Below are 26,641 nucleotides of genomic sequence, written 5' to 3' on the forward strand. Positions count from 1 at the left end.
TGGATTCACGTGAAACATTCCATCGGGAATGGATGCGATTTGGCTCGACTCTTGTCGCATTTCATGTCAGGTCGCGGGTATGAAACCGGATATCAAGATTTGCGGATTGAAGACACCGGAAGCGCTGGAGCGCGCCGTCAGGCGTGGTGCGTCCCACGTCGGTTTTATTTTCTTTGAAAAAAGCCCGCGCAACATCGAGCCGGATCTTGCCGGCAGGCTGGCGGAAGGCGCTCGCGGTGCCGCCAAGGTGGTTGCCGTCACCGTCAATGCCGACAATGATTATCTCGATGAAATCGTCGATCTCGTCAAACCGGACATTCTGCAGCTTCATGGCAATGAAAGCCCGGAACGGCTGCTGAACATCAAGGCGCTGTATGGCCTGCCTGTCATGAAGGCGATTTCCATTCGCGATGCTGCTGATCTTGCCAAAATCGACCCTTATATTGGAATAGCCGACCGCTTTCTGCTGGATGCCAAGGCGCCTGCCGGTTCCGAGCTTCCGGGCGGCAACGGCGTCTCCTTCGACTGGACCATCCTGCGATCACTTGACGGAAGTGTGGATTACATGCTTTCCGGGGGATTGAACAAGGACAATGTCGCCGAGGCGCTGGCGGAGACCAGGGCAAGCGGACTAGATTTATCGTCCGGTGTGGAAAGTGCGCCGGGCGTCAAGGATTTGTCCATGATCGACGCATTTTTCGATGTGGTGAATGATTGGTCGAAAGGCCCAAAGGGAGCTTGAAGTGAACGACGCGCCAACACCCAATTCTTTTCGCGCTGGTCCCGATGAGGACGGCCGTTTCGGCATTTACGGAGGTCGCTTCGTTGCCGAAACGCTGATGCCGCTCATTCTGGATTTGCAGGCGGAATGGGACAAGGCCAAGACCGATCCCGCGTTTCAGGCGGAACTCAAGCATCTCGGCGCACACTATACCGGCCGCCCGAGCCCGCTTTATTTTGCGGAACGCCTGACGGCGGAACTTGGCGGCGCGAAGATTTATTTCAAGCGCGAAGAGCTGAACCACACTGGCTCGCACAAGATCAACAATTGCCTCGGCCAGATCCTGCTTGCCAAGCGCATGGGCAAGACCCGCATCATCGCTGAAACCGGTGCCGGCCAGCACGGCGTTGCCTCGGCCACCGTCGCTGCACGCTTCGGCCTGCCCTGCGTCGTTTATATGGGCGCGACGGATGTTGCCCGTCAGGCCCCGAATGTGTTCCGCATGAAGCTCCTCGGTGCCGAGGTGAAGCCGGTCACGGCTGGCCATGGCACCCTGAAGGACGCCATGAACGAGGCTCTGCGCGACTGGGTCACCAATGTCGAGGATACCTATTATCTGATCGGCACTGCCGCCGGCCCGCATCCCTATCCGGAAATGGTCCGCGATTTCCAGGCCGTTATCGGCGAGGAAGCCAAGGCGCAGATGCTGGAGGCCGAAGGTCGCCTGCCGGATCTGGTTGTCGCGGCTGTCGGCGGCGGTTCGAACGCCATCGGCATCTTCCATCCTTTCCTCGATGACAAGAATGTCCGCATTATCGGCGTCGAAGCCGGCGGCAAGGGTCTTTCGGGCGACGAGCATTGCGCTTCCATCACCGCCGGTTCGCCGGGTGTGCTGCATGGCAACCGCACCTATCTGCTGCAGGATGAGGACGGTCAGATCAAGGAAGGCCATTCCATCTCCGCCGGCCTCGATTATCCCGGTATCGGCCCTGAACATTCCTGGCTGAACGATATCGGCCGCGTGGAATACGTGCCGATCATGGACCATGAGGCGCTGGACGCCTTCCAGATGCTGACGCGCCTTGAAGGCATCATTCCGGCTCTTGAGCCGAGCCACGCCCTGGCCGAGGTCATCAAGCGCGCGCCGAAGATGGGCAAGGATGAAATCATCCTGATGAACCTCTCCGGTCGCGGCGACAAGGATGTCCACACCGTCAGCAAGTTCCTTGGAATGGATGTATAAGATCATGACTGCACGTATGGACAAGCGCTTTGCCGATCTGCGCGCTGAAAATCGCCCGGCCCTGATTACCTATTTCATGGGCGGCGACCCGGATTTTGAAACCTCGCTCGGCATCATGAAAGCGCTGCCGGAAGCCGGTGCCGACGTCATCGAACTCGGCATGCCCTTTTCCGACCCGATGGCGGATGGCCCGGCCATTCAGCTGGCCGGCCAGCGCGCGCTGAAAGGCGGCCAGACGCTGAAAACCACGCTCGATCTCGCTCGCGAGTTCCGCAAGGGAGATGACGCGACGCCGATCGTGATGATGGGCTATTACAATCCGATCTATATCTACGGCGTCGAAAAATTTCTGGACGACGCAATCGCGGCCGGCATCGATGGCCTGATCGTTGTCGATCTGCCGCCGGAAATGGACGATGAACTCTGCATCCCGGCACTCGCGCGCGGCATCAACTTCATCCGTCTGGCGACGCCGACGACGGATGGCAAGCGCCTGCCTGCCGTCCTTAAAAATACCTCAGGTTTCGTCTACTACGTCTCGATGAACGGTATCACCGGTTCAGCACTTCCCGATCCCTCGTTGATCTCGGGCGCTGTCGGTCGTATCAAGGCGCATACGGAACTGCCGGTCTGTGTCGGTTTCGGTGTTAAAACGGCGGATCATGCAAAAGCGATCGGTGCCGTTGCGGATGGCGTTGTGGTCGGTTCGGCCATCGTCAACCAGATTGCGGGCAGCCTGACCAAGGACGGGCAGGCGACCGCCGATACCGTACCGGCCGTTACGACGCTGGTAAAAGGACTTTCAACGGGCGTGCGTGCATCGCGCCTTGCCGCTGCGGAATAAGCGCGCGGCCCAGTCAGGAGTAGTCAGTTGAACTGGATCACCAATTACGTACGGCCCCGGATCAATTCCATGCTTGGCCGCCGCCCGGAGGTTCCGGAGAACCTGTGGATCAAGTGCCCGGAAACGGGCGAGATGGTCTTCCATAAGGATCTGGAAGACAACAAGTGGGTCATCCCGGCTTCCGGCTACCATATGAAGATGCCGGCCAAGGCACGTCTTGCCGATCTTTTCGATGGCGGTGTCTATGAAGCACTGCCGCAGCCGAAGGTGGCGCAGGACCCCTTGAAGTTCCGCGATTCCAAAAAATACACCGACCGCCTGCGCGACAGCCGCACGAAGACCGAGCAGGAAGACACAATCCTTGCCGGCGTTGGCCTCCTGAAAGGCCTGAAGATCGTCGCCGTCGTGCATGAATTCCAGTTCATGGGTGGTTCGCTTGGCATCGCGGCGGGCGAAGCCATCGTCAAGGCCTTCGAGCGCGCCATTTCCGAGCGTTGCCCGCTCGTGATGTTCCCGGCCTCGGGTGGCGCACGTATGCAGGAAGGCATTCTTTCGCTGATGCAGCTGCCACGTACCACGGTTGCGGTGAACATGCTGAAAGAAGCGGGAATGCCCTATGTCGTGGTTCTGACAAACCCGACGACCGGCGGCGTCACGGCCTCCTACGCCATGCTGGGCGATGTGCATATCGCCGAGCCGGGCGCCGAGATTTGCTTCGCAGGCAAGCGCGTGATCGAGCAGACCATTCGCGAAAAGCTTCCCGAAGGCTTCCAGACTTCGGAATACCTGCTGGAACACGGCATGGTGGATATGGTCATTGATCGCCGCGAAATCCCCGACATGCTGGCCAATCTGCTCAAGATCATGACCAAAGCGCCTGCTGGGAATGCAAATTCGGTCGTCCCGTTGGCCGCTTCGGCCTGAGGAAAAAAATATGTCGCCCGGAGGCATAAACTGCCTTCGGGATGATGCTATACGTTGCATGATTTCATCTTTGGTGCGGCGGACAAATGGCAAGCAAAACGCCTGAAAGGCGAACGGAAGACATGACGAAGCCCGCGATCGGTGAGGCCGAGAAGATCATTGAAGAGCTGATGCAGCTCCACCCCAAGGGGTTCGATCTTTCGCTCGATAGAATTTCCCGGCTCCTTGAGAAACTCGGCAATCCTCAAAATAGCATGCCGCCCGTCATCCATGTCGCCGGCACCAACGGCAAAGGCTCGGTCAGCGCCTTTTGTCGGGCCTTGCTGGAAGCAGCCGGACTTCCCGTGCACGTGCACACCAAGCCACATCTCGTCAATTGGCATGAACGCTATCGCATCGGTGTGGCCGGCGAGAGGGGGCGCTTTGTCGATGATGCTGTCTTCGCGGATGCTCTGCGCCGTATTGAAGTTGCCAACGAAGGCCAAAAGATTACCGTCTTCGAGATTCTGACTGCGGTTATGTTCCTTCTTTTTTCGGAACATCCGGCTGACGCAGCTATCGTTGAGGTGGGTCTTGGTGGGCGTTTCGATGCGACCAATGTGATCAACAACCCCGCTGTCTCTATCATTATGCCGATTTCGCTCGATCACGAGGCTTATCTCGGTGACCGCGTTGAGTTGATCGCGGCGGAAAAGGCGGGAATCATGAAAAAGGGTTCCCCCGTCGTCATAGGCCATCAGGAATATGATGCGGCGCTCGAAACGCTCGTCGCCACGGCGGAGCGGCTCGGTTGCCCGGTATCGGTCTATGGGCAGGATTTTTCCGCCCATGAAGAATTCGGCCGCATGGTCTATCAGGATGAGTTCGGCCTGGCCGATGCGCCGCTGCCGCGGCTTCCCGGCCGCCATCAGCTTGCCAATGCCGCCGCCGCGATCCGCGCCGTCAAGGCCGCCGGTTTCGAGGTGACGGAACGGATGATCGAAAAAGCCATGACCTCCGTGGAATGGCCCGGCCGTCTGCAGCGCATCCTGACCGGCAAAATCGCTGAAATGGCCCCGAAGGATTCGGAAATCTGGATCGATGGCGGTCATAACCCCGGCGCGGGCGAAGTCATTGCCGAAGCGATGGCCGGCTTTGAGGAAAAGACGCCACGCCCACTGTTCATCATTGCAGGCATGATCAATACCAAGGATCCGGTGGGCTATTTCAAGGCCTTCGCCGATATTGCCGAATATGTCTTCACCGTGCCGATTGGCGGCACAGATGCGGCGATCGATCCCGTCGTACTTGCCCATGCGGCCTTCGATGCCGGTCTCGTGGCGGCCCCCACCTCGTCCCTCACGCATGCTCTGGAAGAGCTTTCGCGCCGCTTCGACCCCGAAGGACCGGCGCCGCGCATCCTGATCGGCGGCTCGCTTTATCTTGCCGGCAACGCGCTTGCCTTCAACGGCACGGTTCCCCAATAAAAAAGCCCGGCAGCGATGCCGGGCTTTTTTCATTCCATTGATATTGCTTATGCGGCGCCGGAAATCCAGGCGGACAGCGCTGTCTTGGGAGCAGCGCCAACCTTGATGTCGGCCACTTCGCCGCCCTTGAACATGGCGAGCGTCGGGATGGAGCGCACGCCGAACTGGGCAGCCAGTTCCGGGTTTTCGTCGATGTTGAGCTTCGCGACCTTGACCTTGCCGGCAAGCTCCGACGAAATTTCCTCAAGGCTCGGCGCGATCATCTTGCACGGGCCGCACCATTCGGCCCAGAAATCCACCACGACGGGTTCGGCGGATTCGAGGACTTCGGACTGGAAGTTGGCGGCATCGACTTTTACGGTAGCCATATCTGGCTCTCCTTTCAGCTAAACTTTTCCGCTATCGATGTGATGCGGGCGCGTCGGAATTTCAATGCCCCGGTATCTCACTTTGTCTTTATTGCGGCAAGAGCCTGCGTCATTGCATCATCGTCAACCCGCACAAAAGCGGCATTTTCCGTATAGATCAGCGCGCAGACGAATTCCTTGCCGGGATAGAGCGGTGCAAGAATTTCGCGATAGATGGCAAGCTGCGCGGTGTGGGAGAAAGGTATCTCGCGCGCCGTGCGCGGCGGAACCCGGTTCGTCTTGTAGTCGACCAGAATAACGCGATCACCGTCCACCGCCAGCCGGTCGACACGGCCGGAGACGGCATAGTGCTGCCGGCCGATCGTCATCGTGCCCATGATGGAGATTTCCGCGCGGCTGTTGGCGGAAAAGGCCGGTTGCACCGCCGGTTCGGAGATGACCCGCAGAACCGCCCGGATCAAATGCTCACGTTCGCCCGTAGGCCAGAAACGGGCCGCTCGCTCCGCATAGCGGCGGGCAGCCTCTTCCCGCTCCGCCTCGGCAAAATCCGGCAGGGCCTGCAGCATGCGATGCACCAGCCGGCCGCGTTGCAGCGCAAGCGAAGAGACATCGGCTTTCTCGCCGAAAAGCGGCGAACGCACGGCAAGAACATCCGCACCGTCATCGATGATGGTGCCTGCACCGGAAGGGCTAAGCGGCCTTGGCAAGGAGGGCAGGGCAGGCAGGGGAGCAAGCAGCCCGGGCGGAAGAGCATATTCTTCGTCCTGCTGCTTTTCCGGCAGCCTTTGCGGGAGAGATGTCGCGCGAGCCTCGGATTTACGCCAGACAAGCCCCTGCCATTCCTCGCCATCGGCCATGAAAAGCTGCGGTTTGCAATGGTCTTCATTGTTGGCAAGCGCCGCCTTGACGATGGCATGCCAGCATTCGGGGTTTTCCTTCTGACCGCGATAACCGCAGACCACGAGGTGATCGGCGGCGCGCGTCATCGCCACATAAAGCAGCCGTCGATATTCGTCTTCGGCTGCGGTCTTCAGCCGTTCTTCGTCCGAGCGAATGAGATGGTTTGAAAAGCCGCTGCCGGGCAGCCAGACCGGGAAGGCGTCCTCGCCCGCTTCGATGAAGCGCAGTTTCGGCACATGGCTGTGATTGAAGGCCTTCGAACCGCCATCGACGACAAAAACGACCGGCGCCTCAAGGCCCTTGGAGGCGTGCACGGTCATGATGCGTACTTCACCACGATCCTTGTCCTGCTCGCGCTTCACCTCCGGTGAATCGGTTTCCAGAACGGAGAGAAAGGCCTGAAGGCCGGGCAGACCGGTTCTTTCGTGGTCCAGCGCAAAGGACAGGAACTCATCCAGAACGTCGCTCGCCTCATTGCCAAGCCGGCCGAGGAATTTTTTGCGCCCGTCATGCAGGGTCAGGACCGCTGCAAAGAAGTCATGCACGGTGGCCGTTTTGGAAAGCGCGATGAAACCTTCCAGCTTGGCGGTAACGGTGGAAAGATGACTATTCTCTCCCTGTGAAAGGGTTTGCAGCCGTTTCCAGACGCTCTCCGTTTCCGATCGCATGGCGGCGATGTTGAAAACGTCATCTTCGGTCAGGTTGAAGAGCGGGCTCTTCAACAGTGCGGCGAGCGAAAGATCGTCTTCGGGCAGGACCACGAAATGGCCGAGCGCCAGAAGGTCCTGCACGGCAATGTGGTCAGTCAGGCGAAGGCGGTCGGCGCCGGCAACGGGAATATTCTTGCGTCGTTTCAGCTCGCGCGTCAGCGCGTTGACAAAGGCATGGCGTTTTCTGACGAGAACCAGAATGTCGCCTGGCTCCACGGCGCGCTCGACGCCCTTTTCGATGATGGTCTCGCTTCCGATCATATCGGCGATGCGCGCGGCGATCCGGCGGGCGACGATGGTGGCCGGCGCGCTTTCCCGCAGCGCATCGAAGGGCGCTGTCCAATCCTCTTCGTCTTCGGCGGTTTCCGGCGCCACCATGTCCCACACCTCCACGGTGCCGGGATGGCCGGCACGGTTGGATCGGTGCTCCACCGGCTCGTTATCGGCACTGAGGCCGCTGGCGTTATTCGGGTCTGAAAAGACCTGATCGACGGCGGCCAGAACATCCTCCGTGGACCGGAAAGAAAGCGGCAGGCGGATACGGTGAAAGGCCTGATCGACGGAATCGACGCGCTTTTTGGTCTCTTCGCGCTCCTGCGAAAACCGTTCCGGCCGGGCGCCCTGGAATGAATAGATCGACTGTTTTTCATCGCCCACGGCAAAAAGCGTGCGCCGCCCCAGGCGGGCGCTCTCGCCGGTGAAGAAATCCGCCGCCAGCGACTGGATGATCGACCATTGCACCGGGCTGGTATCCTGCGCCTCATCGACGAGAATATGGTCGATGCCCTGATCCAGCTTGTAGTGCACCCAGGCGCCGGCCGTATCGCGGTTGAGAAGGTTGGCCGCGCGCTCGATCAAGTCTTCGAAATCGAGCTGGCTTCGCTGTTTCTTCAGGTCTTCGAAATCGCCGATCAGCCTTTCGGCCAGAACAAGGGCGCATTTTGTCGCCGCCAGCATCCGCACCAGACGATATCGGTTGCGGCAGGAAACGACATGGTCCCGCGCCAGCGTCAGCGCATCGAGAAGTTCGGGGGCGGATTTCTGCATGCCCTTGTTGATGACATAGGCATCCGATTTCTTTTCGCCCTTGGCTGTCAGCAGTGCCGCTTCGATGAATTCCATCCGCCGCACGGGGTCCGACTGTCGTTTTGCCTCCCTGAGCGCATAAGCGACATCGATGACGCGTGATCCACCCACCTCGTCGGCAAGGGCGAGATACGTATCGAGCGCAAGGCCTGAGAGGCCGGGCAGAGGCCAGAAGGCGGCTGCCGCGGTTTCTTCGGTTTCCCCGTCTGCGATCTGCATCGCCTGCCGCAACCGCGCATCGATGCCGCCCGACTGTTTGGCGTCCAGAAGAAAGGCGCGAAGGGCGCTGCGATTGGCGATGATGGCGGAAAGCAGCGATTCCAGTCCGCTTTCGTCGGCGAGATCGAGCACATAAGCGAGCGATTGCGCCAGCTCCGCGTCCCGTTCCGTCGAAACCGCCGTTAGAAGCGAACGGCGTGCTTCGGCAAGCAGCGTGGTTGCGGCGCGGTCGTCAAGAACGGAGAAATGGCCGGCGACATTGGCTTCCAGTGGGAACTGATGCAGCAACGCCTCGCAGAAGGCGTGGATCGTCTGGATTTTCAACCCGCCCGGCGTTTCCAGCGCCTTGGCAAACAGCCTGCGCGCTTCGGCAAGCTTGATGCGATCGGGCACCTTGCCTTCGATGGCGGCGATGCGGTCCTTGAGATCGGAATCCGGCAAAGTAGCCCATTCCGCCAGACGGTCGAAGACGCGGCTGGACATTTCCGACGCCGCGGCCTTTGTATAGGTAAGGCACAAAATCGCCGAAGGTCTACATCCGGCCAGTAGCAGGCGGATGACGCGTTGGGTCAGAACATGGGTCTTGCCGGAGCCGGCGTTGGCCGACACCCAGGCAGAGCTTGCGGGATCGGAGGCAAGCCGCTGCCGGGCGCTGGTCCAGTCGATCCAGCTCTCAGGCGTGTCGGCGGCGGGGCCGGAATCGAAGGGATCAATCGTCATCGCCGTCTCCCGGTTCTGCCGTCGACCATTCCGCAACGCGGGCGAGGTGGTCATATTCCCCACCATAGGATTGTTGCTCTTCCGGCACGAGGCGGGAGGCGAAGCCGTTTTCGCCGTCACGCAGGGAATGGACGAATTTGGTGAGCTGTTCGATCGATTCCGTCGCGAGCTCAATCGCCGATTTCGGCGGTCTTTTGCCGCTTCGGCTGGAATGTTCGTTATTGACCTGATCGGCAAAAAAACGCTCGCCAGGCCGCAGGCGAACATAGATGAGGTTTTCCGGTGTGGGCGAACCGGCTTCGCGGAAGGCGCCGCGCATCAAGGCCGCCGCCTCGAGCGCAAGCTGCGGGTCGAGCAGCGCGCGCGCCTGATTGACGGAAGGCGCAAGCCCCGTCTTGTAGTCGATAATATCCGCCTGACCGTTTGTCTTGACGTCGATGCGGTCGGCGATCCCCGTCAGCCTTATGCCCGCCTCGACGATTTCCTGCCCGGCGCGAGCCTCGTAGAAGCTGTGGCGAATGGATGGATGACGTTCTTTTTCCCAGTCGATAAATGCGCGCGCTACCGCTGCAAAACGCGGCCGCCAGATGACATCCACATGGGGAGGCAGGTTTTCCGCATCGAAACATTCGTCGAGAATGCGCTGCATGGCCGAAAGCGAGGCCGGTGTGCCGGGAACATGTCCCTCACGGGAATAGCGCTCGATGATCGCGTGATAGAGCGTGCCGCGATCGGCGGCGTTCGGATCGCGATTGAAGGGGTCGAGTGGGTCCAGCTTCAGGATGCGCCGCGCATAGATCGAATAGGGATCGCGGCGCAGGCGCCCCACTTCGCTGAAGGAATAGCGCGTCGGCTGCAACGCGGCTGGTGGTTTCGGCGCAGGGCGCTTTGCCGCTTCCTGATCGATGCTTTCATCCATCAATCCCGCCCAATGGCGATAGGTCTCGCCGCGCTTCCTCAGTCTATCGGCAACATCCTCGCCGCCCAGCGCGAGAAGACGCTGGAGCCAGCGTGAGGCGACGGCGGGCGTTGAGCCCTGCCTCAGCGCGCGGGTGTAAAAAATCTGTCGGGTGCCATTTGCCATCTCGAAATCATGCGCCAGCTGACCGATGCGCCGTTCAGGCGGTTCGAGGCCAATGGCGGTCTTCATGGTGCGGGACAGGAAGGGATTATTCGCCGTCTGCCCCGGCCAGAGCCCTTCATTGAGACCACCGATGACAACGGTATCGACGCTTTGCAGCCGTGCCTCAAGCGCGCCGAAGATGAAAATGCGCGGATGACGCATCGATCTTGGCTTGATCGATTCACCGGCTACCAGTGCCGCAAAAATATCGATCCATTGCGGTCCATCCGCATCGAGGATTTCGCCGCTTTCCATCAGCTCGCCGAACAGCTCGGAAAGCTTGTCTCCCGCTTCACCGGACCAGAGCGCGGCAAGATCGCTGTTTTCATCCGCGCAGATGGCTTCGATCACGCGACCCGTCCGCTCCGCCCAAACGGACAGCGGCAATTTATCGGTGAAGGCGCGGCCGGATCGATCTTTGCGGACAAAGGCGGAACCGAGCGGCTCGGTCGCAACGGCAATCCGCTGTGCCAGGTCGCGCGCAGCCTCCGCGCTTGCCTCCGGCAGCGCCAGCCGCCAGGCAGGTGGGTGCCGGTCGTCGCGCTGCGCCAGAAGCTGCGCCTCCAGAACCGCTTCCAGATTGCCGATTTCGGTCTCCACACGGCCGCCGCGCAGCGCGATCAGCTCCAGCGCTTTGGAGGCTTTCGCGAAAGCTTCATCGGAAAGCCCGAAGCGGCTAAGCGGATGTTTCAGAAGGGAAATGATCGGCACCGGGTCGCCGGGCCTCAGGATCGCTTCCAGCGCCAGTTGCGTCAGCCCCGCTTGTGGGGTGGCGGAGAGCGGCGTACCGGCCGAGTCGTCTGCTTCGATGCCGAAGCGCTGCAATTCCGTTGCCACGCGCCGCGCCAGCCCGCGGTCCGGTGTTATCAGCGCTGCCTGCGACGGACGTCCAGCGCCGGGCGCTTCAAGCGCCAGCCGCAAAGCCACCGCGATGGCTGTTGCCTCCTCGCGCTCATTGGCGGCTTCTATCAGCGTGGCCGTTGCGAAGGCGTCGTCGAAAAAGCCGGGCTGCCTGTCCTCGCGCCAGCGATTCCAGCCGCTGGTGGATTTGGCCGGCGCGAGTGCGGCCGAAAACACGGCTGCTCGCTTTTCCAGATCGCTATCGATCGCGCCGATCTGAACCACGTCGTCGCGCAGGATGCCGAGCTTCTGCAATAGCATATAAAGGCCATATTGCGAGTGGGTGCGGCTCGAAGGATCGGTAGGGTCCTCGGCGATTGCCTCCCATTGCTCCTCCGGCATGGCAAGATCTAGGCCCGGAAGTACGACGGTGCCCTGGGCCAGGGCCGCAACGGCGGCGATGAGATCGGCTGCGGCAGGAATGGAACCCGTCGACCCGGCGACGATGATCGGTCCCGTATCCGGCAAATTGGCAAGCCGGTTCGCTTCCGCCCGCAGGATGGCGTTGCGATGCCGGCCGGCCGAGGAACGGTTGAGTTCGGCAAGCCGCGCCGGCCAGAAGACACTGGCGATCCGCAGGAAATCCGCCGTCAGCTGCCACCATTGGGCGTGATCGCCAGCATCGAGATGCTGAAGCGCTTCCCAGTCCTTTTCTTCCGTATCCATTGCATCGATCACCTCGCCAAGCGCACGCGCCAGCCATATGGCGTCTGCGGGGCTGGCGGGGGCGACAAGCGGCGAATCCGAGTGAATTGCCCGGATGGCGTCCGGCAGGCTGTTGCGCCAGGCGAGAATGAGACGCGCCAGCTCGATCAGCCGGCCGGTGCCGGAAATCGGCGGCGCCAGATCCATGATTTCAGGATTTTCGATCTCGAAAAAGCCGCTGTCGTCATCCGTTTCGCCCAAGGGGCGGATCAGCGGCAGAATGGCGGACCGGCCGCCCAGAAGATCGACGAATTCGGAGCGCAGCACACGGGCGGAGCGCCGCGTCGGCACGTAGATCGTCACCTTGGCAAGCGACAGCGGATCGGCCGGGTCGTATTTATAGCCGGCTGTCAGTGTCCCGTCACACAGCGTTTCCGCGAGCGTCTTGAGGAACGGTGTTCCCGCAGCGATCGTCAGAACGCGCTTTGCGTGGTGGGTGAGCGTCATGCAGAGCGTTTTTCCCTGAATTGGCGGATGATGCTTTCAGCATCGTCTATCGCATCCGGCGTGCCGACAGTGATCCAGTGGCCATCCAGAGAAAGCCCGAAAAGCCGGTCTCTTTCAATGGCGCGGTCGAAATAGATATTGAGGTTGAAGGCATCCGCCGGCGCATCGTCCAGCAGCCGCGAATCCATGGCGATGGCTCCGGCATAAACCACGGGGTTCGGATCGCCATCGCGATACCGCGTCAGTTTTCCATCGGCGGAGAGGTTGAAATCCCGCTTGCCATTGTGCCCGGTGGTGCGGTCCATGTCGACGCAGAGCAGCGCCATGTCCATTTGGGTCGGGTCGAAGAATTGCGCAAGCTTGCGCAGGTTGCTGACCGCATTCAGCTGCTCGCCAATCCAGAAGAGATCGGCATTCATGACGAAGACCGGGCCGGGTTCAAGAAGCTTCAGGCCCTTGGCGAGACCGCCGCCGGAATTCATCAGTTGCGTCCGCTCGTCGGAAATCAGGATTTCGGCGTCGGTGCGCTGCTCAAGATGGGTGACCATCTGTTCCGCGTGGTGGTGCACATTGACGACAATGGTTTCCGCACCGGCTTCGACAAGCGCGTCGAGCGCATAATCGATCATCGGCTTGCCCGCGATCTGGACGAGCGGCTTCGGTATCGTATCCGTGATCGGGCGCATCCGCGTGCCAAGCCCGGCGGCCAGCACCATCGCATTTTTAATCGTCATCGTGGTCAACCGTCTTTCAGTCGTCGAATTCCATGCCCATGCGCAGGCACCAGTCTTTGAGCGGTGCGAGTTCCGGATGCGAAAGCGCTGCACTGAGATAGCGGAACGTCCTCGGCATATGTTTCATATAACCGGGTTTTCCGTCCCGTTCCAACAGCCTCACCCAGATACCGGCGAGCTTGCAGTTGCGTTGCGCCGACATGATGGCGAAAGCCTTGAGGAAAAGAGCCTCATCGAAAGAGGGCGCGCTTCTCCTGCTGTCGAGATAGTGCGAAAGCAGGCGCGCTTGCAATTCGGGTGAGATGGTGACACGGGCGTCCTGCACGATGGAGGCAAGATCGTAAGCGCTCGGGCCGATCATCGCGTCCTGATAATCGATCAGGCCGACCTGCCGGATGCCGTTATTCTGCGCCTGCCACAGAATATTTGGCGAATGGAAATCGCGCAGCAGAAGGCCGGTTTCGCAGCCAGCGAGCGCGTCGATCAGCCTGTCCCACAGGGCGTAATAGTCGTTCTTCTCGCCATCGGAGAGCGGTGTGCCGCGTTTGTAGGGCAGATACCACTCCACCAGCAACGAGACTTCAATTTTCATCGCCTGACGGTCGAACGGGGGAACCTCATAGGCGCTGCCGTCACCCACCGGCAGCAGGCCAGGTCGCGGGGCCCGATGGAGTGCGGCAAGGCAGGCGACGCTTTGGAGATAGCGGTCCTCCATAGGCGTTCCGTCAGGCGCAAGTACGCCATCCCGCCCCAGATCCTCCAGCAATAGAATACCCTGATCGATATCCGCCGCCAGAATCTCAGGGGCGCAAAGGCCGTTGTTTCGAAGATAGTTGCCGATCGCAACGAAGGAGCGGGCGTCCTGGGCAAGATGGGCGATTTCCGCGTAGGTCTTGCCGTCCGCAATGATTGCACCCTTGAGGGGGCGCCGCCAATCCATAAGGATAAGGTCCGGGCCGTCAGTGGAAACGGTCTCATAGGCGCGTGTTGAGGCGTCACCGCTGAGAAAACGCCGGGCCGCGTCGCCCTTGCCATTTTTTGCGAGAAACGCGCGGATGGCGAAAACCCGTTCAAGTCGTGCTTTCAGCTTTGCCGGAGCCTCGATGGAGGCGAGCCGCCCTTCGCCGGAATGCGTCAGCCGGAGCGTGACGGTCTGCTCCGGCGGCAGGATCTCGGCGGCCATATCCGGCCACTCGATCAGGCAGATGCCATCCTCCAGCATCTCATCGATGCCGAGTTCGTCCAGTTCCGAAACATCCGAAAGCCGGTAGAGATCGAGATGGGCGACTGGAATGCGGGCGGCATAGGTCTGGACGATCGTGAAGGTAGGGCTCGGAACTTCAAGATCCGGCTCGTCCGCCATTGCCCGGATGAAGGCGCGGGCAAGCGTCGATTTGCCGGCGCCGAGATCGCCGATCAGGGCCAGACAATCGCCGGGTTTCAAAGCCAGCGCAAGGTCTTCACCGAGCCTGATGGTGTCCTTTTCTCCCGCAAGGGGAATGGTGATCGGCAAGATGTCTTCGCTCATTCTGCGGCGATGGAATGCGGCCGTGTGCCGGAAGGAATGCGGCAGGTGACGATGGTGCCGTTGCCGGGACGGCTGTCGATGCTGACCGTGCCATGATGCAGGCTGACGAAGCTTTCGACGATGGAAAGGCCAAGCCCCGCACCGGTTCGCCGCCCGCCATTGCCGCGCGTCGCGAAGCGGTCGAACACGCTCTTCAGCATGTCCTCAGGAATGCCCGGACCCTTATCCGCGACCGAGAACACGAAGTCGCCTTCGCTGCGCTGGCAGGAAAGCTGCACGGAGGAACCTTCGGGCGCGAAATTGATCGCGTTGGTCAGGAGCTTGATGAGAATCTGCTTCAGCCGCTGATGATCGGCCACCAGACTGCCGAGATGGGCGGGTGCAACGATCTCGAGCGAAATTCCGCTCTCCTGCAGCCGGTCGGCGATCTGCACGGAAACGTCTTCAAGCAATTCGTTCAGATCGTTTTCCGAATAATTGAGCTGCATGATGCCGGCATCGACGGTCGCGAGATCGAGAATATCGTTGACGATGGTCAGGAGCACCGAGGATGAGGTGGAAATATGGTCGAGATATTCCGCCTGCCGTTCCGTCAATTGGCCGATGCCGGGAGTCTTGAGGAGATCGGTGAAGCCGATGATATTCGTGAGCGGCGAACGCAGCTCGTAGGAAACATGCTGCACGAAATCGTTCTTAAGCTCGTCGGCCTTCAGAAGCGCGTCGTTCTTTTCTTTCAGCGCCCGCTCGGCCCGCACGCTGTCGGTCATGTTGACGAAGGTCAGCATGGTCTGCGCATCCGGCAGCGGAATGATGGCGTAGTCGAGCACGAGGCCGGAAAGCAGTTCCAGTGTGCCCTGCCGCGACGGCCGCTCATCGTCGAAGCTGGTGATGAACTGGCTGAAAGCACGCCAGCCGTCCGGCCTGTCATAGGATTGCGTGCAGGCGGTTTCGATGGCGCGGATATGGGTGCCGGTCTCAGCCTGTTCCGCAGTCACGCCCCAGAGCGCCCGGAATGCCGGGTTGGACAGGCGAATGCGCCCATCGGCGCCGAACACGGCCACACCTTCGGCCAGATGGTCGATGGTTTCGCCCTGCACCTTTACCAGCGTGTTGTAGCGCATCTGCAGATCGACCTGCTCGGTCAGGTTCTCGAAAACCCAGGTCGCGCCGCCCTGCGGATGGGCAGTGGCGATGACCCGCAGGGTCTGGCCGTTCGGCAGGTGCCAGAGATCGGTCTTGGTGTCCAGCGAACGATAGACGGAAAGCGCCGTCTCCTTCCAGTTCTTCCAGTTCAGCTGCTCCGGCAATTTGCCGGCGGTGCGCAGCCTGTCCAGAAGCTCGGAATTGTCAGGGCTGGATTCGAGGAAAACGAGATCGAGACCCCAGAGAGCCGCAAAAGCCTGATTGTAGAATTGCAGCCGCTGCCGGCCGTCGAAAATGGCGACAGGCGTTGCCAGATGATCGAGCGTTTCGGCGTGGCTTTTCAGAACCCGCTTGAGTTCTTCGCCGATGGTCTCGGCCTCGGTGGCATCGATGGCGATGCCGGCGGACCCACCCGCTGTCTTGATGTCGACAACGTCAAAGAAGGTGCGGTTTCCGGAAACCACCGTCGAAATACGGTCGTGATAGGGCGATTCCGGTGTCGCGGCCGCGCGTATCTTCTGCCGGGTAACCGTGTTCAGAAGTTCGCGTTTTTCATGAACGGCCTGTTCGGTGTCACGGGCATCCACCGCCTGGGCATAGGCGTGGTTGACCCAGATGAGGTCGCCTTCGCCATTGCGCCGCCAGACTGGCTGCTCAATGGAATCGAGAAGTTCCTGAAAGGTCGAGACGGAAGCGATCAGGCGCTCGCGCTCCACCTGCAATTCCGCGAGTTCGGCGCGCAAATTGTTGAGCGCGATGAAACGCGCAAAGGCATTGCCCCCGGAAACCCGGCCCTGAACCTCAATGACTTCACCGCGCTGCGTCTCGATGGTCAGATCGAAACTCTGGGCATGGCTGCGGAGTTTTTCGATGGATTTTTCAAGCTGGCTTGCGGATGCCGGTTTCAGCCAGCGGCCAAAGGCCAGAAAATCGTGATCCGCCTGCGGCACACCCGTCTCGGCCGGCAGCTGTCCCAGAAATTCGGGCCGCTTGTCCGCGCCATCCCAGATGACGATGCGGCGGCTTTTGTCGGAAATCAACGCCTCGTATTTCGCGATCTTGTGGTGGGACTGGGCAAGCGCCTGTCGGTATTCGCTGCTTTCCGCCTCGATATTACCGCGCTGGCGCACCAGCCAGACGACGGAAAACAGCGTTGCTGAAAGCATGCCGACGAAAAGCGAATAGGTGATGGTTTCTCCGGACGAGAACAACCGCGCGCCGGTCTTTGCCACAAGACCGTCCTGGGCCATCACAGCGGTTGTCGAGCCGGCGAGAACCGTGCCCGAAAGCAGCACAGGAAGCCTCGCAAAGCCTGTCTGAACCGCACTGACGACCTGTCGGCAACGCGCAAGAGCCGCGCTCAATGCCACGCCCGCTTGCGTGTTTTCAACGCGTTGAACTGTCTGCTTGCGCAGATCCGAATTTTGAACCGACATCCCCGGTCTGTCTCCGTCCTATGTGCCGCATCTTCGACAAGACATCCCATTTCGTCCCCGCCGCCCTTTGGCGTGTCCGAATCAAGTCTGATGACAATACCGCCTTCATAAATCTGCGAAAAGGGAGCGCGCAAAAAAGATGCCGCGCGCTTTGTCAAGCGCACGGCATCTAGATATTGTGTAATTTCAGTGGATATTAACTATGGAATTAATATCTGTAGTGTTCGGCCTTGAACGGACCTTCCTTCGAGATGCCGATATAATCTGCCTGCAGGTCGGAAAGTTCGGTCAGGCGCACACCAAGCTTCTCAAGATGAAGGCGCGCAACCTTCTCGTCGAGGTGCTTGGGAAGCACGTAAACTTCGTTCTTGTATTCGCCCTGCTTGGTGAAGAGCTCGATCTGGCCCAGCACCTGGTTGGTGAAGGAGGCCGACATGACGAAGGACGGGTGACCGGTGGCGTTGCCGAGGTTCAGCAGGCGGCCTTCGGACAGAAGAATGATGCGGTTGCCCTTCGGGAACTCGATCATGTCGACCTGCGGCTTGATGTTCGTCCACTTCAGGTTACGCAGCGATGCGACCTGAATCTCGTTGTCGAAATGGCCGATATTGCCGACGATGGCCATGTCCTTCATCTCGCGCATATGCTCGATGCGGATCACGTCCTTGTTGCCGGTAGTGGTGATGAAGATATCGGCGGAGGAAACCACGTCCTCCAGACGAACGACCTCGAAACCGTCCATGGCGGCCTGAAGCGCGCAGATCGGATCGATTTCGGTGACCTTCACGCGGGCGCCGGCGCCCTGCAGCGATGCCGCCGAACCCTTGCCCACATCGCCGTAACCGCAGACCACGGCAACCTTGCCGGCCATCATCACGTCGGTTGCGCGGCGAATGCCGTCCACCAGCGATTCCTTGCAGCCGTATTTGTTGTCGAACTTCGACTTGGTGACGCTGTCATTGACGTTGATCGCCGGGAAGGGCAGCAGGCCCTTCTTGCTGAGATCGTAAAGACGGTGAACGCCGGTCGTCGTTTCTTCCGTGACGCCCTTCAGTGCGTCGCGCTGCTTGGTGAACCAGCCAGGCGAAGCCTTGAGGCGCTTGTTGATCTGCGCGAAGAGAATTTCCTCTTCTTCCGAGCCGGGGTTGGACAGAACATCCTCACCGGCTTCGGCGCGTGCGCCGAGCAAGATGTACATGGTGGCGTCGCCGCCATCGTCGAGGATCATGTTGGAGAGGCCGCCATCGGCCCACTGGAAGATCTTGTCGGTATATTCCCAATATTCCGTCAGGGTTTCACCCTTGACGGCGAAGACCGGGATGCCGGCTGCAGCAATGGCGGCCGCTGCATGATCCTGCGTCGAGAAAATGTTGCAGGACGCCCAACGGATGTCCGCGCCGAGTTCCTTCAGCGTTTCGATCAGAACGCCGGTCTGGATCGTCATGTGAAGAGAGCCAGTGATGCGTGCGCCCTTCAGCGGCTTGCTTTCGCCGAATTCCTTGCGGCAGGACATCAGGCCCGGCATTTCGGTTTCGGCGATGTCCAGTTCCTTGCGGCCGAATGCGGCAAGGTTGATATCGGCGACGATGTAGTCCTTCTCAAGGCTCATGAAGTTCTCCAGATCAGAAACGCCGCACCTTGCGGTCCGGCTCTTAAACGTAGCAGCGGTTTAGCAGGCCACGAACGATCTGGCAATGATGATATAAAGAAGTCTTTATGTCTTTATATGGTTCCGGCTCAGGCTTCTTCGCCGAAGCGGTCGGCGACAAGCGCCTCCAGTGCTTCCAGCGCTTCTTTCGCCTGATTGCCGCTTGCCTCGACATAAACGCTGCAGCCGGGGCTTGCCGCCAGCATCATCAGGCCCATGATGGAGGTGCCGCCAACGGTCATGCCATCCTTGGAAACCGTGATCGTCGCGTCAAAACCTTCGACCATCTGCACGAATTTTGCAGAAGCCCGGGCGTGAAGGCCGCGTTTGTTGATGATCGGTAGTTCCCGGGAGAATGGCGACATGGGCTAACTTCTCACTTGCCGCTCAAAACGCGGCTGGCGACGTTGATATATTTGCGGCCGGCATCGGATGCATCCTGAAGGGCCTTGTCCATATTATCTTCGCTGCGAACGCCTGCAAGCTTGATCAGCATGGGAAGATTGACCCCTGCGATGACTTCGACGTTGCCGTTATTCATGACGGAAATCGCGAGATTGGAAGGCGTGCCGCCGAACATGTCCGTCAGGATGATCACGCCATTGCCGTCATTGGCGCGCGCAACGGCGTCGATGATATCCTGCCGGCGCTGATCCATGTCGTCTTCGGGACCGATACAGACCGTCTCGATCAATTTCTGGGGACCGACGACATGCTCCAACGCATGGCGAAACTCCTCAGCCAGCTTGCCATGGGTGACAAGCACTAGTCCGATCATGAAATGCTCCCTTGCACACGCACTCTCATTGCCGACTATCGCAACGCGGCAATCCTGTCCATCGGTGGGATTTCATCTTGATGAGGAAAATGCGAATCGCAAGCCTAAAATCGCCCGAATCATCGTCACTTCACATTCGTTTCAAAAAGATTCTGAGCAAGTGCAGCAAATTTTCCATAGGGCGTAAGACTGGAAAGCGGAATGCGCAGAAGCCTGATATGCCCCCCGCAGGGCAGGGAAAACACCTCGTCATCTTCGGGAAGTCTTGGATTCGTCCCTGAAAGGACCGTCGTGACCGCAAAATGTAGTGGAGCGCGCGCAATGCTTTTGACGGTAACAATACCGCTACCGCGCAATTCCAGCAGGCCGGCGATCGCTTCCGGCCGCTCGGCAATGATGTTGTCGCCATCGCGATACACGAAAATCTGATCGTCCGCGATCAGCGCCGCCGGCAATCCGCAGCGTTCCGCCTCCGTCAGGAAGCTGAAGGCGAGCTCGCTTTTGCCGCTGCCCGACGGCCCGACGAAAAGGATGCCGGTGTTTTGAACGGTGATGGCGGTGGCGTGCAGGTTGAAGCGTTCAGCGTTCATGGGTTTCGGCCGCCGGCAGCGACAGGGTGAAGCGCGCGCCGGAAATCACGCCATATTTGTCGACCACGTTTTCCGCCCGCAGACTGCCGCCATGGGCTTCGGCGATCTGGCGGCTGATCGAAAGGCCAAGGCCGGAATTCTGTCCGAACCCTTCGCTCGCCGGCCGGTCGGTGTAGAAGCGCTCGAAAATCCGGTCGATGTCTTCGGCCTGAATGCCGGGCCCGTTGTCCTCCACCTGCACGATGCAGCGATCCTTGTGACGGGAAAGGCGCACGGTGATGCGACCGCTTTCCTCGGTAACGAAGGAGCGCGCATTCTCGATGAGGTTGGTGACGATCTGGCCGATACGCAGGTCGTGGCCATTCACCACGAATGAGGTTTTTGCGCCCGCTTTCCGGTCGACGACATAGTCTATCGTCACGCTTTTCTTCTTGGTGCTTATCTGGCGGGATATATCCACCAGGCCCTTCATCAGCACATCGAGATCGAGCGGCGAGGCGTCGGCGCGCGCCAGTTCGGCGTCGAGCCGCGAGGCATCCGAAATGTCGCTGATCAGGCGGTCGAGGCGGCGCACATCGTGGAAGATGATCTCGGTCAGACGCTGTTTGGACTCTTCGGTCTTGGCGCGCGGCAGGGTTTCCACGGCGCTGCGCAGCGAGGTCAGCGGGTTCTTGAGTTCATGGCTCACATCGGCGGCGAAACTTTCAATCGCGTCGATACGATCGTAAAGCGCGGTCGTCATTTCACGCAGCGCAATCGAGAGGTTGCCGATCTCATCCTGACGCGCCGAGAAATCCGGTATCTCCTCACGGGTTCTCGCCCCGCGGCGTACGCGGATCGCGGCCGCCGACAGCCGCCGCAGCGGCGTGGCGATGGTGGAGGAGAGGAGCAGCGACAGCACGATGTTGACCAGCGTGGCGATGCCAAAGACGCGCATGATGGCGAGGCGCTCGGCATGCACGATCTTGTCGATATCGCCCGCTTGCGTCGAAAGCAGCAGAACGCCGAGCACAGCCCGGAAGCGCTGCACCGGCACGGCCACGGAAACGATCAGCTCGCCCTTTTCCGTGACACGCACGACCGCGCCGCGCACGCCGGTCAAAGCATTCATCACCTCGGGATAGATCGAGCCGTCACCGCCGGGCGCTTCCTTGTATTGCGGCAGGCTGCTCGGCTGCAGCATGCGGTTGAACATGCTGGTGAACCAGTCGCCCCAGGTCTGCGTCTCCGGCGTTACCGGCGGCAGGTCGAAGCGCAGAACCTGACCGCGCGAATAAAGATGACGTGAATCGAGCAGCAGGTTGGCATCGGCATCGAAAAGCCGTGCGCGGGTACGCGTCGGCGAAATCAGCCGCCGCAGCACCGGTGCCACCCGCTCCGGATTGATCGGGAAACTCAAGTCCTCGTCATTGGGGGCAGGGGTGATGCTCTGTCCCGCCTGCAATTCCAGCAGCTTTTCCGGATTGATGGTGATTGAGTTGGTATCGACAGAGGCGGAAGCGGAAACTGCGCCGGCGATGATTTCGCCTTGCGTCAGCAGGCTTTCCACGCGCGCGTCGATCAGTCCCTCGCGGAACTGGTTGAGATAGAGAATGCCGCCGACCAGAACCACCGTCGCCGCGACGTTGAAGAACAGGATTCGGCGCGTGAGGCTGGAAAACACCGCATTGCCGAAAATGCGCCGGATGATCGTCAACGGATGGATACGATGACGGCGTTCGCTGCCGCGTTCTTCGGCATCGTCACTGTCCGAGACGGTTTCCGGCGTTTTCTTCAACACGTATTCAAGTCCTTACCACCCCATATCGGGCGGTCCCTTCTGCGCGGCGCGGCTCGTTCAGGCCGCTTCGCGGAAGCGATATCCTACGCCATAAAGCGTTTCAATCATATCGAAGTCGCCATCGACCAGTTTGAACTTCTTGCGAAGACGCTTGATGTGGCTGTCGATGGTGCGGTCGTCCACATAGACCTGCTCGTCATAGGCCGCATCCATCAGGGCGTCGCGGCTTTTCACCACGCCTGGACGCTGCGCCAGCGAATGCAGGATGAGGAATTCGGTCACCGTCAGCGTTACCGGTTCGCCCTTCCAGGTGCAGGTATGCCGTTCCTGATCCATGGCGAGCTGCCCGCGCTCCAGTGTGCGTGCCTGTTGGTCTGCAGTCGGCTTCAGAACGTTGCCGGTTGCGGCAGACGCTTCGCGGCTGCTGGCGCGGCGAAGGATTGCTTTGACGCGCTCCACCAGAAGGCGCTGCGAGAATGGCTTGGTGATGAAGTCGTCCGCACCCATCTTCAGGCCGAACAATTCGTCGATCTCTTCATCCTTGGAGGTGAGGAAGATAACCGGCAGGTCCGACTTCTGGCGAAGGCGCCGCAAAAGCTCCATACCGTCCATGCGGGGCATCTTAATATCGAAAATGGCGAGCTGCGGGGGACGGGCGATCAACCCGTCAAGCGCGGAAGCGCCGTCCGTATACGTTTCGACCCGGTAGCCTTCGGCTTCGAGCGCGATCGATACCGAAGTCAGAATATTCCGGTCATCGTCGACAAGCGCGATCGTCTGCATGTAGTTGGTCTCCATGGTCATTTTCTCGTAACTCCCGACATTCACCCAGCCAGGTTGTGCGCCGCGAGCCACTCTCATGAGTATAAAGGTGGAACAAATTGTGGCAAAGGAAAACTCGCCCCAAAATCGCAAGGGCGGGGCGAGGAGATTTCGTAAAGACGCCGCAGCTGAATTTTAATGCGTCTTCAACCGATTTAAAAAGAAATAAAATCTTTTAAATCGATTAATATATTGAAATCACTAAGTTTTTTAAAGTCGCACTCTTGCGTTTCCAAAAGCTGCCACGTATTTTCCGAGGAAATTTCAACGGCCTTATCGTCATCAACAAGGAACGCGTCATGAACGAGCTTGGGGTTCATAATCCTGCCAACGGAGTTGCGGAACTCGGACTGGGCGAGGCCTCCCGCGTCTTTTATAACCTCAACGAGAGCGAATTATACGAAGAGGCTATCCGCAATGGTGAAGCAGAGCTAACCATCGATGGCGCGCTGCGTGCCGTCACCGGCCAGCACACGGGTCGTTCTCCGAAGGACAAATTCGTCGTCCGCGACGCTTCCACCGAGAACACCATCTGGTGGGACAATAACAAGCCGCTCTCGCCGGAAAACTTCGAGCTGCTGCACAAGGACATGCTGGCCCATGCCGCCGGAAAGACGCTCTATGTTCAGGACCTGATCGGCGGCGCCGATGAGGAAAACGCTCTGCCGACGCGCGTCGTCACCGAGCTTGCCTGGCATTCGCTGTTCATCCGCAATCTGCTGATCCGTCCGGAGCAGGAAAAACTGGCAGGCTTCAAGCAGAAGCTCACCATCATCAACCTGCCGAGCTTCAAGGCCGATCCGGCCCGTCACGGTGTCCGTTCGGAAACCGTCATCGCCTGCGATCTGACCAACGGCCTCGTTCTGATCGGCGGCACCTCCTATGCCGGTGAAAACAAGAAGTCGGTCTTCACGGTGCTGAACTACCTGCTGCCGGCCAAGGGCGTCATGCCCATGCATTGCTCGGCCAATGTCGGTCCGCAGGGTGATTCCGCCGTTTTCTTTGGCCTTTCCGGCACCGGAAAGACCACGCTGTCGGCTGATCCGTCGCGCACGCTGATCGGCGATGACGAACATGGCTGGGGCGAACACGGTATCTTCAATTTCGAAGGCGGCTGCTATGCCAAGGCGATCAAGCTTTCGGCCGAAGCCGAGCCGGAAATCTACGCCGCGACCCGCCGTTTCGGCACGGTTCTCGAGAACGTCGTACTGGACGAAAACCGCGTCCCTGATTTCAACGACAACTCGCTGACGGAAAATACCCGTAGCGCCTATCCGTTGCACTTCATTCCGAATGCATCGGAGACCGGCATTGCCGGCCATCCGAAGACGATCATCATGCTCACGGCGGATGCCTTCGGCGTGCTGCCGCCGATTGCCCGGCTGACGCCGGAACAGGCCATGTACCACTTCCTCTCCGGTTACACCGCAAAGGTCGCCGGCACGGAAAAGGGCGTGACCGAGCCGGAAGCGACCTTCTCCACCTGCTTCGGCGCACCCTTCATGCCGCGCCACCCGGCGGAATACGGCAACCTGCTGCGCGAACTGATCGGCAAGCATGGTGTGGATTGCTGGCTAGTCAATACCGGCTGGACCGGCGGTGCTTACGGCATCGGCAAGCGCATGCCCATCAAGGCAACCCGCGCGCTTCTGACCGCCGCACTGACCGGCGACCTGAAGAATGCGGAATTCCGCACCGACGCGAATTTCGGTTTCGCCGTGCCGCTGTCGCTGGATGGCGTCGACAGCGCGATCCTCGATCCGCGTTCGACCTGGGCCGATGGCGCAGCCTATGACGCGCAGGCAAAGAAGCTGGTCTCCATGTTCGTCACGAACTTCACCAAGTTCGAAGATCACGTCGACAGCAAGGTTCGCGATGCAGCCCCGGGCCTTTTGCTCGCGGCTGAATAATAAAGCCTCATTTGTGAGGAGGAGGGGACCCGGCCTTGTGCCGGGTTCTTTCGTTTGGCCTGCTGTTTCCATTCCTGCCGATCTATGGCATCACCGGCGCGGAGAAAGATCATGGCCAGCGACCCGCTTTACATCAGCAACCGTATCACCATCGCCGGCTGGGAGCTGACGGAGCAATTCGTGCTGGCCGGCGGGCCGGGCGGCCAGAACGTCAACAAGGTCTCTACGGCGGTTCAGCTGTTTTTCGATATTGCCAATTCGCCCTCCCTTCCGGACCGGGTAAAGACCAACGCACTGCGCCTCGGTGGCAGGCGCGTTTCGAAAGACGGCGTGCTGATGATCGAGGCAAGCCGGTTTCGCAGCCAGGAGCGCAATCGCGAAGATGCACGCGAGCGGCTTAAGGAGTTGATCCTGGAGGCGGCGGCTCCGCCGCCACCGGTTCGCAAGGCCACCAAGCCGACAAAAGGCTCGGTCGAGCGTCGTCTGAAGGCAAAGTCCGGCCGTTCGGATATCAAGAAGATGCGCGGCAAGCCCTCCGGCGACTAATCCGAAGGTGCTTGATTTTCAGAGCTTACGAAGCGCAACGGTGTCGATCAGATGGTTCCTGCCTTTGCGCAGGATGAGATCGGCGCGCGGGCGCGTCGGCACGATGTTCTGCCGCAGGTTCTTCAGGTTGATGTTCTGCCAGAGCCCTTCGGCAATGCTCAACGCCGCTTCTTCACTGATCGAGGCATAACGGTTGAAGAACGAATTGGGATCGCGGAAGGCAGTTTTTCTCAGATTCATGAACCGGTTCACATACCAGTTGTGAATGAGGCCCTCATCGGCATCGATATAGATCGAGAAATCGAAGAAGTCGGAAACGATCGGCACGATCCGCCCGCCCGCCGGCAAATCGCGCGATTGCAGCACGTTGATGCCTTCGAAGATGAGAATATCGGGCTGGTCGATGACAGTGAACTCGTTCGGCAGAACGTCGTAGGTCAGGTGCGAATAACGCGGTGCCTTCACATTCGGCTGGCCCGCCTTGATCGCCGACAGGAAACGCAGGAGCGCGCCGATATCGTAGCTTTCGGGAAAACCCTTGCGCTCCATCAGGTTCTCGCGCCGTAGAACCTCATTCGGATAAAGAAATCCGTCTGTCGTGATGAGATCGACCTTGGGGCTGGAGGGCCAGCGCGCCAGAAGCTCCTTCAGGATACGCGCCGTCGTCGATTTTCCAACCGCCACGGAGCCGGCAATGCCGATCACGAAAGGCGTCTTGTTGACGTCAGCCATGTTGAGGAAGCGGTTGCGCTGTTCGAACAGCAGCTGCGACGCCTCCACATGCGATGACAGGAGGCGCGACAATGACAGGTAAATGCGCCGCACCTCGTCCAGATCGATCGGGTCGTCCAGCGAGCGCAGCCGTTTGACCTCGTCGGCGGAAAGCGTCAGTGGTGTATCGGCACGAAACTTCGACCATTCTTCCGAACTGAAGAAGTGGTAGGGCGAATATTCATCCGGTCGGAAATGATCGAGTGTGCTCGGCATGCCTCTCTCCCCGCTGCCTGCCTCGACATTCATGATGTCGGCCTCGCCGCTTTTTCCGCAAGGCCGGTTTGCCCCGTACGACGCTCCAGCTCGGCAAAAACGTCGTCCAACGGAATATCTGCGATCTTCAGCACCACCAGCAGATGGTAGAGCAGATCGGCCGCCTCGTTCTTCAGCCCGTCGCGATCTTTCGCGATGGCCGCGATAACGGCTTCGACCGCTTCTTCGCCGAGTTTTTTCGCCGCGCGCTCCTGGCCCGCCGCAACCAGCTTGGCCGTCCAGGATTCGTCAGGAGAGGCAGCGGCACGGGTCGCGACGATGTGCTCCAGATCGGAAAGGGAAAATGCGCTCATGGGAAATTCC

The 26,641-nt window shown here is 59.9% G+C and carries 21 protein-coding genes; 7 read left to right on the forward strand and 14 right to left on the reverse strand.

The window, feature by feature from the left end; genetic code table 11:
• Positions 1–79: 79 nt before the first annotated feature.
• From RAC79_RS06130 to RAC79_RS06150, 5 genes are all read left to right on the forward strand, one after another.
• Positions 80–742: a phosphoribosylanthranilate isomerase gene (locus tag RAC79_RS06130; RefSeq protein WP_065656811.1), complete on the forward strand. Its 663-nt coding sequence runs from the start codon at positions 80–82 to the stop codon at positions 740–742.
• 1 nt (position 743) lies between these two features.
• On the forward strand, positions 744–1,964 hold the full coding sequence (trpB, locus tag RAC79_RS06135) for a tryptophan synthase subunit beta (protein ID WP_065656810.1): 1,221 nt from the start codon (positions 744–746) through the stop codon (positions 1,962–1,964).
• 4 nt (positions 1,965–1,968) lie between these two features.
• Entirely contained in the window at positions 1,969–2,808 is an 840-nt protein-coding gene (gene trpA, locus RAC79_RS06140) for a tryptophan synthase subunit alpha (protein ID WP_080853285.1), read from the forward strand.
• A gap of 27 nt (positions 2,809–2,835) precedes the next feature.
• A complete protein-coding gene (gene accD, locus RAC79_RS06145; protein ID WP_142844467.1) occupies positions 2,836–3,732 on the forward strand; it encodes an acetyl-CoA carboxylase, carboxyltransferase subunit beta in 897 nt (298 codons plus the stop codon).
• 86 nt (positions 3,733–3,818) lie between these two features.
• Positions 3,819–5,198: a folylpolyglutamate synthase/dihydrofolate synthase family protein gene (locus tag RAC79_RS06150; protein WP_174039765.1), complete on the forward strand. Its 1,380-nt coding sequence runs from the start codon at positions 3,819–3,821 to the stop codon at positions 5,196–5,198.
• 47 nt (positions 5,199–5,245) lie between these two features.
• Here RAC79_RS06150 and trxA read toward each other — a convergent pair whose 3' ends face one another.
• From trxA to chvI, 12 genes are all read right to left on the reverse strand, one after another.
• Positions 5,246–5,566: a thioredoxin gene (trxA, locus tag RAC79_RS06155; RefSeq protein WP_003505361.1), complete on the reverse strand. Its 321-nt coding sequence runs from the start codon at positions 5,564–5,566 to the stop codon at positions 5,246–5,248.
• 77 nt (positions 5,567–5,643) lie between these two features.
• Entirely contained in the window at positions 5,644–9,201 is a 3,558-nt protein-coding gene (gene addA / locus RAC79_RS06160; protein ID WP_142844469.1) for a double-strand break repair helicase AddA, read from the reverse strand.
• On the reverse strand, positions 9,191–12,376 hold the full coding sequence (addB, locus tag RAC79_RS06165) for a double-strand break repair protein AddB (RefSeq protein ID WP_174039766.1): 3,186 nt from the start codon (positions 12,374–12,376) through the stop codon (positions 9,191–9,193). Before addB ends, addA begins: the two co-directional genes overlap by 11 nt.
• Positions 12,373–13,110: a nucleotidyltransferase family protein gene (locus RAC79_RS06170; RefSeq protein WP_174039767.1), complete on the reverse strand. Its 738-nt coding sequence runs from the start codon at positions 13,108–13,110 to the stop codon at positions 12,373–12,375. The genes addB and RAC79_RS06170 overlap by 4 nt, the downstream gene beginning before the upstream one ends.
• Before the next feature lie 16 nt (positions 13,111–13,126).
• Positions 13,127–14,638: a tRNA (adenosine(37)-N6)-threonylcarbamoyltransferase complex ATPase subunit type 1 TsaE gene (gene tsaE, locus RAC79_RS06175; RefSeq protein ID WP_174039768.1), complete on the reverse strand. Its 1,512-nt coding sequence runs from the start codon at positions 14,636–14,638 to the stop codon at positions 13,127–13,129.
• On the reverse strand, positions 14,635–17,217 hold the full coding sequence (locus RAC79_RS06180; RefSeq protein ID WP_080856918.1) for a PAS domain-containing sensor histidine kinase: 2,583 nt from the start codon (positions 17,215–17,217) through the stop codon (positions 14,635–14,637). Before RAC79_RS06180 ends, tsaE begins: the two co-directional genes overlap by 4 nt.
• 208 nt (positions 17,218–17,425) lie before the next feature.
• Positions 17,426–18,826 (reverse strand): adenosylhomocysteinase, encoded by a 1,401-nt coding sequence (gene ahcY / locus RAC79_RS06185; protein ID WP_078052256.1) that lies wholly within the window; start codon positions 18,824–18,826, stop codon positions 17,426–17,428.
• A 128-nt stretch (positions 18,827–18,954) separates the two neighbouring features.
• Positions 18,955–19,230 (reverse strand): HPr family phosphocarrier protein, encoded by a 276-nt coding sequence (locus RAC79_RS06190; protein WP_003521181.1) that lies wholly within the window; start codon positions 19,228–19,230, stop codon positions 18,955–18,957.
• Between the two features lie 11 nt (positions 19,231–19,241).
• Positions 19,242–19,643, reverse strand: a complete 402-nt coding sequence (locus tag RAC79_RS06195) for a PTS sugar transporter subunit IIA (RefSeq protein ID WP_003505374.1) — start codon at positions 19,641–19,643, stop codon at positions 19,242–19,244.
• Between the two features lie 125 nt (positions 19,644–19,768).
• Entirely contained in the window at positions 19,769–20,233 is a 465-nt protein-coding gene (locus RAC79_RS06200) for an HPr kinase/phosphorylase (protein WP_174039769.1), read from the reverse strand.
• Entirely contained in the window at positions 20,223–22,013 is a 1,791-nt protein-coding gene (chvG, locus tag RAC79_RS06205) for a two-component system sensor histidine kinase ChvG (RefSeq protein ID WP_078052255.1), read from the reverse strand. Before chvG ends, RAC79_RS06200 begins: the two co-directional genes overlap by 11 nt.
• Before the next feature lie 57 nt (positions 22,014–22,070).
• Entirely contained in the window at positions 22,071–22,796 is a 726-nt protein-coding gene (chvI, locus tag RAC79_RS06210) for a two-component system response regulator ChvI (protein WP_006700117.1), read from the reverse strand.
• A 338-nt stretch (positions 22,797–23,134) separates the two neighbouring features.
• On the opposite strand from chvI, the gene RAC79_RS06215 reads away from it, so the two are divergent.
• Positions 23,135–24,745, forward strand: coding sequence for a phosphoenolpyruvate carboxykinase (locus RAC79_RS06215; RefSeq protein WP_174039770.1), 1,611 nt, complete (start codon positions 23,135–23,137; stop codon positions 24,743–24,745).
• Positions 24,746–24,856: 111 nt separating this feature from the next.
• Positions 24,857–25,291: an alternative ribosome rescue aminoacyl-tRNA hydrolase ArfB gene (arfB, locus tag RAC79_RS06220; RefSeq protein WP_065656802.1), complete on the forward strand. Its 435-nt coding sequence runs from the start codon at positions 24,857–24,859 to the stop codon at positions 25,289–25,291.
• Between the two features lie 18 nt (positions 25,292–25,309).
• On the opposite strand, the gene coaA is transcribed toward arfB, so the two are convergent.
• The gene (gene coaA / locus RAC79_RS06225) at positions 25,310–26,311 is read right to left on the reverse strand and encodes a type I pantothenate kinase (RefSeq protein ID WP_174000073.1); all 1,002 of its coding nucleotides are present in this window, start codon (positions 26,309–26,311) and stop codon (positions 25,310–25,312) included.
• Positions 26,308–26,631 (reverse strand): phosphoribosyl-ATP diphosphatase, encoded by a 324-nt coding sequence (locus RAC79_RS06230; RefSeq protein WP_065657020.1) that lies wholly within the window; start codon positions 26,629–26,631, stop codon positions 26,308–26,310. The genes coaA and RAC79_RS06230 overlap by 4 nt, the downstream gene beginning before the upstream one ends.
• Between the last annotated feature and the right edge of the window lie 10 nt (positions 26,632–26,641).

Source organism: Agrobacterium sp. LR_9 (assembly GCF_041954855.1).
Lineage (GTDB): Bacteria > Pseudomonadota > Alphaproteobacteria > Rhizobiales > Rhizobiaceae > Agrobacterium > Agrobacterium leguminum.